6 protein-coding genes and 2 pseudogenes are annotated in these 10,810 nt (G+C 73.5%); 4 read left to right on the forward strand and 4 right to left on the reverse strand.

Annotated elements, in window-relative coordinates; all coding sequences use genetic code 11:
- Positions 1 to 337: 337 nt before the first annotated feature.
- The 3 genes from mtrA to B1H55_RS11465 all read left to right on the forward strand — a co-directional run bounded on the left by mtrA (position 338) and on the right by B1H55_RS11465 (position 4,572).
- Positions 338 to 1,018 (forward strand): MtrAB system response regulator MtrA, encoded by a 681-nt coding sequence (mtrA, locus tag B1H55_RS11455; RefSeq protein WP_073451082.1) that lies wholly within the window; start codon positions 338 to 340, stop codon positions 1,016 to 1,018.
- 66 nt (positions 1,019 to 1,084) lie between these two features.
- Positions 1,085 to 2,830 (forward strand): MtrAB system histidine kinase MtrB, encoded by a 1,746-nt coding sequence (gene mtrB / locus B1H55_RS11460; protein ID WP_073451258.1) that lies wholly within the window; start codon positions 1,085 to 1,087, stop codon positions 2,828 to 2,830.
- Positions 2,827 to 4,572 (forward strand): LpqB family beta-propeller domain-containing protein, encoded by a 1,746-nt coding sequence (locus B1H55_RS11465; protein ID WP_077240242.1) that lies wholly within the window; start codon positions 2,827 to 2,829, stop codon positions 4,570 to 4,572. Before mtrB ends, B1H55_RS11465 begins: the two co-directional genes overlap by 4 nt.
- A gap of 99 nt (positions 4,573 to 4,671) precedes the next feature.
- Here B1H55_RS11465 and hpf read toward each other — a convergent pair whose 3' ends face one another.
- Together hpf and B1H55_RS13130 are read right to left on the reverse strand one after the other, a co-directional pair.
- Positions 4,672 to 5,301, reverse strand: a complete 630-nt coding sequence (gene hpf / locus B1H55_RS11470) for a ribosome hibernation-promoting factor, HPF/YfiA family (RefSeq protein ID WP_073451083.1) — start codon at positions 5,299 to 5,301, stop codon at positions 4,672 to 4,674.
- A gap of 344 nt (positions 5,302 to 5,645) precedes the next feature.
- A pseudogene (locus B1H55_RS13130) lies at positions 5,646 to 6,419 on the reverse strand (ComF family protein); the annotation flags it as partial.
- A gap of 307 nt (positions 6,420 to 6,726) precedes the next feature.
- Between B1H55_RS13130 and secA the strand changes: the two are divergent.
- Entirely contained in the window at positions 6,727 to 9,558 is a 2,832-nt protein-coding gene (secA, locus tag B1H55_RS11480; RefSeq protein WP_073451085.1) for a preprotein translocase subunit SecA, read from the forward strand.
- Positions 9,559 to 9,648: 90 nt separating this feature from the next.
- On the opposite strand, the gene B1H55_RS12940 is transcribed toward secA, so the two are convergent.
- Both B1H55_RS12940 and B1H55_RS12945 read right to left on the reverse strand, forming a co-directional pair.
- Entirely contained in the window at positions 9,649 to 10,164 is a 516-nt protein-coding gene (locus B1H55_RS12940; protein ID WP_231952605.1) for an Rv3235 family protein, read from the reverse strand.
- A 79-nt stretch (positions 10,165 to 10,243) separates the two neighbouring features.
- Positions 10,244 to 10,810: pseudogene (locus B1H55_RS12945) on the reverse strand (hypothetical protein); the annotation flags it as partial.

Below are 10,810 nucleotides of genomic sequence, written 5' to 3' on the forward strand. Positions count from 1 at the left end.
GCCGGCGGGCGGGGTCCCGTAGGCGCCGTAGGCGGGTCGGGCGCCCGCCCCGGGCACCGCCGCCGGCCCGCCGTCGGCCCCGGGCGCCCCGGCGCCCCCGGCATCGGGCTGGGAGGGGGGCAGCCAGTCGCTGCTGTCATCGCTCATGGCCCCATGCTGTCACGCGGGGCCGACCGCTCTCCTCCGTCCTGAGGAGGAATCGGGCCTCCCCGGGCATGGGCCCCGGAGAGGAGCCCGGGCCCTCAGGGGCCCCAGGGGGCGCCCGCATATCACAAGGAGGAATCAGTCGGGGTGTCAGCGTGTTCCCAGGCGCGATGGTCATGCCAAGATACGGCCCATGAGCACCAGTATCCTCGTCGTGGATGACGACACCGCCCTGGCCGAGATGATCGGGATCATGCTCGAGGCTGAGGAGTGCACGCCGTCGTTCTGCACAGACGGCTCGCGGGCGCTCGAGGCCTTCCGCGAGAACACACCAGACCTGGTGCTTCTCGACCTCATGCTCCCCGGCCTCGACGGCGTTGAGGTCTGTCGCCTCATCCGCGCGGAGTCCGACGTCCCCATCATCATGCTGACCGCCCGCACCGACACGATGGATGTCGTGGCCGGGCTGGAGGCGGGCGCTGATGACTACGTCACCAAGCCCTTCCGCTCCAAGGAGCTGCTCGCCCGCATCCGCACCCGCCTGCGCCGGGGAGTCGACCCCGTGGCCGAGCACGTGCGCGCCGGCGACCTCGATATCGACGTCGCCGGGCACGAGGTCCGCCGGGGCGACCAGCGCATCGCACTGACCCCCCTGGAGTTCGACCTCCTCCTGGCCCTCGCCCGCACCCCCTGGAAGGTCTTCACCCGCGAGGAGCTCCTGGAGAAGGTCTGGGGCTACCGGCACACCGCGGACACCCGGCTCGTCAACGTGCACGTCCAGCGCCTGCGCGCCAAGATCGAGCAGGACCCCGAGCACCCGACCATCGTCCTGACGGTCCGCGGCGTCGGGTACCGCGCCGGCGACGCCCGCTGATCCGTGCGCTCCCGGTGCGCCCGATGGCGCCCGACCCTCCTCTTCCGGCACAGCCTCGTGGCCAGGATGACCCTGGGCGCGGTCATCATCGGGGCTCTGGCCACCGCCATCCTGCTGAGCATCGTCAGCATCACCATCCGCCAGAACGTCTTCAACGACCGGCGCGACGCGATCCTGGCCAACGCCCAGCAGCGCATCGTCGCCACCCAGGCGGCCCTGGCGACGACGACGGCCTCCACCTCCGAGGAGGTCTCGGCGGCCATCCAGGCCGAGCTGTCGGGGATCAGCGACTCCGCGTCCGGCGCCGGGGTGATCGGCGCGGTCGTCCAGGGCAGCGGGGAGTCCTCCTCCGTGGCCATCAACACCCTGGCCACCGATGACCGCCTGACCGGGCTCATCTCGGACCGCATGGAGCGCGAGGTCCGCAATGGGCAGTCCGGCCGGCAGTACTGGCAGTCCGTGACCGTGCCCGGCGAGCGGGACGGCACCGTGCCCGGAATGGTGGTCGGCTCGCGCGTCTCCATGCCGCTGGCCGGCGACTACGAGCTCTACATCGTCTACTCGCTGGAGTCCCAGCAGCAGGTGGTGGTCACGGTCACCCGCTCAGTGGTCCTCACCGGCGTCGGCTTCCTCCTCATCATCATCCTGGCGGTGGCGGTCTTCACCTGGCGCGTCCTCATCCCCGTGCGCAGGACGTCCCTGGCCGCCAAGCGCCTGGCGGAGGGGCGCCTCGACGAGCCGCTGGCCGTCAACGGGGAGGACGAGCTCGCCGCCCTGGCCACCTCCTTCAACACGATGGCGGAGTCCATCCAGTCCCAGATCGACCGGCTCAACGCCATGTCCGTCTCCCAGCAGTTGTTCGTCTCCGACGTGTCCCATGAGCTGCGCACCCCGCTGACCACGATCAAGATGGCCGCCGAGCACATCTTCGAGCTCCGCGAGGAGATCGAGGACCCCCTCGTGCGCCGTGCCGCGGTGCTGCTGCACGGCCAGGTCGACCGCTTCCAGACGATGCTCACCGATCTGCTCGAGATCTCCAGGATCGACTCCGGGCGGGTCACGCTGCGCTCGGACGAGGTGGACCTGCGCGACCTGCTGTCCGGCGTGCTGGAGGACAACGAGGTGCACATCCAGTCCTCGGGCTGCGAGATCCGCCTCCAGGTGCCCGACGAGCCCGCCACGGCGGAGGTCGACTCGGTGCGCGTCCAGCGGATCCTGCGCAACCTCATCCTCAACGCGATCGAGCACGCCGAGGCGGGCCCCATCGACATCACCATGGCGGTCAGCGACGACGCCGTCGCCGTGCGGGTGCGCGACCACGGCGTGGGCATGAGCCCCGATGTCGTCGGACGCGTCTTCGACCGCTTCTACCGCGCCGACCCCTCCCGCAAGCGCACCCTGGGGGGCACGGGCCTCGGGCTGTCGATCTCCGCCGAGGACGCCCACCTCCACGGGGGCTCCCTCCAGGCATGGGGGTGGCCCGCCGACGGCGCCTCCTTCCTCCTCACCCTCCCGCGGGAGCTCGGCGAGGGCGGGACCCCCGGCCACTACGCCGAGCCCGGCCCCCTGCCCTGCATCCCCGACGACGCCCCCGCCGTCGCGCGCGTCAAGCCCCGCCGCGCCCCGGAGGCCGTCACCGGGACCGTCCTCGGGCCCGGGCCCGTCTCGCGCCGCTCAGCGCGCCCCCACGGGGATGGGGAGGATCCCCTGGCCGCCGAGACTCCCGCCGCCCCCGGGCACGTCACCGTCATCGCCCCCGGGCAGGCCCCCACGGCCCGCACCCCGGAGGTGTCCGGCGGGAGGGCCTCGTGAGCGCACCGCGCGGCCCCCGCGCCGCGTCCCTCCCCCCGCGGCTGCCGAGCCGGCGCGAGGCGATGGCGATGCTCGCCGTTGGGGGAGCGGGCGCCCTCGCGTCCTGCTCCAGCCTCCCCATGGAGGGGGACGTCTTCCAGTCCGACGCCGTCGAGGACGGTGGTGGCGTCCTCGTCCAGACGGCCCCCGGCCCCGCCGAGGGCGCCGATCCGGAGGCGATCGTCGAGGGATTCCTGCGGGCCTGCACCGCGGGGCTCTCCGACGGCTTCGCCACCGCGCGCGAGTTCCTCGTCGAGGGCGCGGCCGATTCCTGGCAGCCCCTGGCCCCCCTCCTGCTCGCCTCCGACTCCCAGCCGCTGACCGTCAGGCGCGCTCGCGACGGCGGCGTCTCCATCTCCGGGAGGCTGGAGGGCAGCCTCGACTCCACCGGCGTGCTGAGCGCCCAGGGCCTCGACTACTCCGAGACGCTCACGCTCGTCGCCTCGGCCCGGGGGCAGTGGCGGATCGCCTCACCGCCGCCGGGGGCCATCGTGCAGGGATCCGTGCTGCGCACCGCCTACACCCAGCAGAGCATCAGGTTCCTCAACGCCGCGCACGACCGCCCCATCCCCGACCCCCGCTGGCTTTCGCGCAAGCGCCTGGAGGAGGCCTCCATCGAGGCGCTCCTGACGGGGCCTGCGGCCTGGCTCAAGGACGTGGCGACCACCGCGATCCCCTCCGGGACGAGGCTCCAGGACGTCAAGGTCGTGGACCGAGCGGCCACCGTGCGCCTGAGCGCCGTCGACACCTCCTGGGACCCCGAGGCCCAGGCTCTCGCCGTCGCCCAGATCACCGCCACCATGAAGGAGATCGGCGGGATCGACACCGTCATCGTCATGGCCGGGGATCAGCGGCTGGCCACCCAGGTCACCACGCTCGACGCCGCCGCCGAGCCCGGCGCGGTCGTGGGGATGAGCGGCGGTTCGGTGGTGCGCGGCACGAGCACGACCCGCGCCGTGCTCATGCAGCCCACCACCCTGGGCACCAGTGCCGCCCGTCATCCCTCCCTGGGGAACGATGGGGGCGTCTGCGTCGTCTCGGGCCCCAGCATCCTGCGCGTCGGGCCCGGCGGGACTCAGGCCGCCTCGATCCTGTCGGTCGGCGACTCACCGGCGGATGCCGCCGTCCTCCTCCCGCCCCGCCAGGACCGGCACCGCTGGATCTGGACGGCCAGCCAGGGGCGCCTCATCGTCGTCGACGCCCGGGGCGTGCGGGCGGACGTGGCGGCCGCCTGGCTCGAGGGCCGCAGCGTCGTGTGCATGGACATCTCGGCGGAGTCCGGTCGGATCGCCCTGCGCCACCGCGATGCCGCCGATCCCTCCAGCCAGTCCGGTGAGCGAGTGGATGTGGCGGCGATCATCCGCGATCGGGAGGGGCGCCCCACGGGCCTGGCCGACCCCTATCCCGTGGCCGGCCTGACGGGGCCGGGAGCTCATGAGCTCGCGTGGTACTCCGGCACGGAGCTCATCACCATCGAGCCCGCCCAGGATGGCCAGGGCACCCCGAGCCTCGTCGTCGCCTCACTGGGCGCGCTGGAGTCCACGCGCTCCCCGGGCCCGCCCAGCGCCAACGGCATCGCGGCGAACCGCCTGGACCAGACCATGCTGCTGTCGGACTCCGACGGCCAGTTGTGGAGCAGGGCATCGGGGACCTGGCGCGTCATCTCGACCACCGTCACGGACGCCGGCTACCCCATCGTGTAGCGGCTCCGAGGCCCAGGTGAGGAACCGGGCCCGCCCCCCATGAGAGGAGGACGGGCCCGGATCGGTCCGCCGCCGACTCATGCGCCCGGTGCGGCGCTCCTAAAGCACCTGCGCGTCGAGGCGGATGACGCCGTAGGTCCAGCCGTGGCGGTGGTAGACCGCGCAGGGCTGCTTCGTCGCCTTCTCGATGAAGACGTAGAACGGGTGGCCGACGAGCTCCATGTGGTCCAGGGCGTCCTCAACGGTCATCGGCGTGGCGTCGTGGAGCTTCTGGCGCACGATGACGGGGGAGTCGCCGAGCTGGGACTCGATGGCGACGCCCTTCTCCGTGGGGACCTTCGGGGCCTCATCGATCTCCTCGACGGCCTCGACCGGCTCCTCCACCACGGGCAGGTCCTTGGGGACCGGTACGGCGTCGGTGCGGTGGTGGTCCTTCTTGCGGTCACGGGCGCGGCGCAGGCGCTCGGTCAGCTTCCCCATGGCAATGTCGAAGGCGGCGAAGCGGTCGGAGGAGCTGGCCTCGGCCCGGATGACCGGGCCCTTGGAGATGACGGTGATCTCCACCCGCTCGGCGGTGTCCGCCTGGCGCGGGTTGCGCTCATGGGTGACCTCGACCTCGACGCGCTGGACGCGGGGGTCGAACTGCTCGACCTTGGTGGCCTTCTCCTCGATGTAGTCGCGCAGGCGGGAGCTGATCTCAGCACTGCGGCCGACGACGGTGATGTCCATGGTGGAACCTTTCTGGAACCTGGGCGGCCCGGGGACCGGGACCCGATACGGTGGGCACCCGCCGCGCCTCGCGGCGGGCTCTGGGGCGGTGGTCTCACCTCCTGCGCGTCGCGGGGAGTGCCGCGCGGCGCCCTCGCCGGCGGTGCGGGCCCTGCCGTCGGGCCCTCGCACTCCTTGTGCCTTGTGACACATAACTTACACCATTCGACGGCCCTCCCGGAGCGCTCCGGCGCCCCGATCGCCCGGGGCGGAAGACGCCGGCCGTCGGGCCCGCCCGGCGGCCCCGTGGGGATGGGGCCGGGCAGGCGCGGCGCCGTTCCGGGCGGGGGCGGCGTGGCCGCCAGGACGAGGGCGCCGAGCGGTCGGGCCCCGGCCCCCGCCAGTGCCGCTGCGCAGGAGCGCAGCGTGGCGCCGGTGGTCACCACGTCGTCGACGATGAGCGCGTCCCAGCCGTCGACGTCCGCCAGGACCCGGGGAGGCGCGGAGCGGTTGCGGCGCCGCTGTGCGGCCGACAGGCCCGCCTGGTGCGCGCCCCTGAGAGCGCGCCCGCCCGTGCGCCGCAGGATGTCGGCGCTGACGACGAGCGGGCGGGGGGCGTCCCGCCCTCCGGGCGGGGGAGCCGCCGGCGACCGCGCGATCCCCAGCGCGACGGCATCGGCCAGGACCGCCGCCACGAGCCTGCCGCGCGCCCGGCGCACGATCCCCGAGGGGGCGGGGACCACGAGGAGTCGAGGCGGGCCGTCCGCCCCCTCGGCGCCGCGGCCCGGCCAGCCGGAGAGACCCGCCCACTGCCCGCCCGCGCGGGCGCCGACGGTGGCCATCACCGGCGCGAGATCCTCGCGTGCCCCGTTCTTCCAGTTCAGGACGAGCGCGCGGCCGGTCCCGGCGTAGGCGAGCACGCTGTGGACGCGCAGCTCCTCCGCCGCCGGCGCGCTCGCGGTCTCGGTCAGGGGCGCGTCCAGGAGCGCGGCGCACTCGGGGCACAGCGCCGTCTCCCAGCGGCCGCACCCCGCGCAGGTCGCGGGCAGCACGAGCCCCAGGGCCGCGGGAAGGGCGGCCAGCGCGGCCGGCCATGCGCGCGGCGCCGGTGGAGCGGGCAATGGTGCCAGTGGGGTCATGGGCCCAGTGTCGGCGCGCGGGCGCCCCGCGTGCGGGACTCCCCACGAGGGGCGGCGGTCGGCCGGCGCCGCGCGCCCTGTGGTTCCCCGCGGCGCCGGGACCCCGGCCCCGGGCACGCCGAGACCCCGGCCCCGGGCACGTCGGCCCACCGGGATCCGGGTCTCGGTTTGGGGAGGAGGCTCCGATCACCTTGGGGAGCGGGGCGGGGGTCCACTAGCATGTGCAAGGCCCGCGCTCCTGGCTCATCTGGACTCATCCAGTGACTCGGGGCCGGGTGGCCAATCCACGTCCAAGGGAGTTAGCAGCGTGTCGATCGTCGACCGGATCCTTCGCATCGGCGAGGGACGCACCCTCAAGAGGCTCGACGCCCTCGCGACCCAGGTGGAGGCCCTCGCCGACGCCTACAGCGAGTTCACCGACGAGGAGCTCCGCGAAGCCACTGACGAGCTCAAGAAGCGCTACGACGAGGGCGAGACCCTCGACGAGCTCCTGCCCGAGGCCTTCGCCACCGTCGCCGAGGCGGCCGAGCGCGTGCTGGGCATGCGCCCCTACCACGTCCAGCTCATGGGCGGCGCGGCGCTGCACTTGGGCAACATCGCCGAGATGAAGACCGGTGAGGGCAAGACCCTCGTCGCCACCCTCCCGTCCTACCTGCGCGCGCTGACCGGCAAGGGCGTCCACGTCGTCACCGTCAACGACTACCTCGCCGAGTACCAGTCCGACCTCATGGGCCGCATCCACCGCTTCCTCGGCCTGACGACCGGCTGCATCCTGACCGGCCAGACCCCCGCCGAGCGCCGCAAGCAGTACGCCTGCGACATCACCTACGGCACCAACAACGAGTTCGGCTTCGACTACCTGCGCGACAACATGGCCCAGCGCCCCGAGGACCTCGTCCAGCGCGGGCACGCCTTCGTCATCGTCGACGAGGTCGACTCCATCCTCATCGACGAGGCCCGAACCCCGCTCATCATCTCCGGGCCCGCCACCGGGGATGTCAACAAGTGGTACAAGGAGTTCGCCGCCATCGCCGAGCGCCTGAGGCCGGAGAAGGACTACGAGGTCGACGAGAAGAAGCGCACCGTCGGAGTCCTGGCGCGCGGCATCGAGCGCGTCGAGGACTACCTGGGCATCGACAACCTCTACGAGTCCGAGAACACCCCCCTCATCGGCTTCCTCAACAACTCCATCCGCGCCAAGGAGCTCTTCCACCGGGACAAGGACTACATCGTGCGCGACGGCGAGGTCCTCATCGTCGATGAGCACACCGGTCGCGTCCTGCCCGGACGCCGCTACAACGAGGGCATGCACCAGGCCATCGAGGCCAAGGAGCGCGTGGAGATCAAGGCCGAGAACCAGACCCTGGCCACCATCACCCTGCAGAACTACTTCCGCCTCTACCCCGAGGGCTCGCGCTGCGGCATGACCGGCACCGCGGAGACCGAGGCCGCCGAATTCGCCGGGACCTACAAGATCGGCGTCGTCCCGATCCCCACGAACAAGCCGATGATCCGCGTCGACCAGCCGGACCTCGTCTACACCAATGTCAAGGCCAAGCTCATCGCCGTCGTCGATGACATCGAGGAGCGCCACGAGGCCGGCCAGCCCGTCCTCGTGGGCACCACGAGCGTGGAGAAGTCCGAGCAGCTCTCCGCCATGCTCACCGAGCGCGGCATCTCCCACGAGGTGCTCAACGCCAAGCAGCACGCCCGGGAGGCCGCCGTCGTGGCGCTCGCCGGGCGCAAGGGAGCCGTCACCGTGGCCACCAACATGGCCGGCCGCGGCACCGACATCATGCTGGGCGGCAATGCCGAGCACATCGCCGTGGCCGCCCTCAAGGAGGCGGGACTCGACCCGGAGGAGGACTCCGAGGAGTACGAGAAGGCCTGGCCCGCCGCCCTGGCGGCCGCCAAGGAGGCCTGCTCGGCGGAGCACGACGAGGTCGTCGAACTCGGCGGCCTCTACGTCCTGGGCACCGAGCGCCACGAGTCGCGCCGCATCGACAATCAGCTGCGCGGGCGCTCCGGCCGCCAGGGCGACCCCGGCGAGTCCCGCTTCTACCTGTCCATGGAGGACGACCTCATGCGCATGTTCGCCTCCGGGGCGGCGCAGCGCATCATGGCCTCCGGCGCCTACCCCGACGACGTCCCCCTGGAGTCCAAGATGGTCTCGCGAGCCATCGCCTCGGCGCAGCGCCAGGTGGAGTCCCGCAACTACGAGATCCGCAAGAACGTCCTCAAGTACGACGACGTCATGACCGAGCAGCGCGAGAAGGTCTACGACGAGCGGCGCCGCGTGCTCGACGGCGAGGACCTCGAGCCCCAGATGGCCAACTTCCGCTCCCAGGCGGTGGAGACCATCGTGAGCGCCCGCACCGCCGAGGGGCGCCCCGACGAGTGGGACCTGGACGCCCTGTGGAACGACCTGGGCCACCTCTACCCGGTGGGCCTGACCGCCGAGGAGCTCGAGGACGCCGTGGGCGGCATCGACCGCCTCACTCCCGAGCGCCTGGCCACCGAGCTCACCGAGGACGCCGCCGTCGCCTACGAGGACGCCGAGGCCCAGATGGAGGGCAACGCCCTGGCCCGCGCCCAGCTCGGCGACGAGCCCATGCGCGCCCTGGAGCGCAGGGTCCTGCTCGCCGTCGTCGACAAGCGCTGGCGCGAGCACCTCTACGAGATGGACTACCTCAAGGAGGGCATCGGCCTGCGCGCCATGGCCCAGAGGGACCCGCTCGTCGAGTACGCCAACGAGGGCGCCCACATGTTCAAGGCGATGATGGAGGGCATCCGCGAGGAGACCATCGAGCAGGTCTTCGCCAACGCCGCCCGCTTCAAGGCCGCTGCCGAGCGCGCCGAGGCCGACGGCACGGCCGACGCCGCCCGCATGGTGGCCGCCGCCGACGCGACCGCGACCGTGGGCCGCCTGCGCGGCACGGTCATGGGGGATATGGGCCAGGAGGCCATGAGCCAGCGGATCTCCTACTCCGGACCCGCCGAGGACGGTGAGGCCACCGCTGCCGGCGGCGGGAGCGCCGTTGGCGGAGCGGCCCGCTCCACGGACGACGACGGCGGGGCCGCCCAGGGCGCCAACCGCGCCGAGCGCCGCGCCGCGAAGAAGAAGCGCAAGCGCCACTGACGCGCGAGCCGGCCCCGGCGGCGAGCAGCCGCGCCTCAGCGGCTCGACGACGCTGCTGAGGCCCGTGCCCCTGTCACCGGGGCCCGGGCCTCAGATGACCTCCAGGCTCGCCAGCACCCACCGATCCCGGCGCGGGATGAGGCGGGCGGCGGCGGCCCGGACCCGGTCTCCGCACTCGAGGAGGACCGTGGCCTCGCACTCCCCGCCGGCGGTGAGCTGAGTGTGAACGGAGCGGACGATGGGCCCGCGCCTGCGGGCCGCGGCGGAGTGCCGTTGAGCAAGGCCCGCGCGTCGCAGCAGGGCGTCCATGAGGTCGGGCTCCGTCCAGCGGTCGAGCTGGTTCGGCGCCCGCAGGCCGAGCAGCACCTCCACCGCCGCTCCGATGAGGACGCGCGCCGCGCGTGAGGCGTCGGCGCTCACACCATCCTCCCGCGCAGACCGAGGGCGCGCGGCGGCGCCGCCCGTGGGACGCGGGGCCGGCGCGGGCGCCCTCGTCGCGCCGATGACGATGCGGCGCGGCGCCCTGGCGGGGGCGAGCGCGGAGACCGGTGCGTGGGTGCTCCGCAGTTCGATGGAGGGGGCGGGGGCTTCGAGGAGGGCGCTCATGACGGGCTCCGTTTCATCGTCGGTGATGGGTGGGCGCGCGTGTCAGGGCTTCGCGGGATGTCGCAGGGGCTGGGCCGGGTCAGGACCCCTGGGGCGGGGGCGCGAGATCCTCGGGGACGGTGAGCCTCAGGCCGGGGTGGATGAGGCCGGGCTCGGGGCCGATGGCCCCCTCATTGGCGTGGTAGAGGCTCCGCCATGCCCGGGCGATGTCCGCCGTGGATGCCTGGGGGCCGAGCCTCGCCGCGCTGATCGACCACAGGCTCTGCCCGGGCTCCACGACGAGCGACTCCCGGCTTCCGGCCGCGGGTGGGGCGACGCCGCCCTCCGTGCGCCGTGGGGCCCCGTCGGCGCCCTGATCGGGCGATGACGCCCCGGGGTCCCGCGCCTCCTCGCCGCCCGCGGCGCCACCCGCGCCTGAGGGCCCCGGGACGGGGGCGGTCCCGCGCGCCGTCGATGGGGAGGATGGGGAATCCGCTCCCGGGGAGGTCTCGGGCGAGGGGACCGGCGGGCCCTGCGCCGGGGACTCCGGGCCCGCCGGGTCCGCGGGGGCCGTCGAGGCGGCGGAGGACTCGGCCTGGCCGCTCGTGGGCTGCCAGCCCAGGTCCGGCGCGTCCGGGCCGGGGGCCGGCGCTGCGGCCGCGGGCGC

It is taken from the genome of Actinomyces denticolens (assembly GCF_002072185.1).
GTDB lineage: Bacteria > Actinomycetota > Actinomycetes > Actinomycetales > Actinomycetaceae > Actinomyces > Actinomyces denticolens.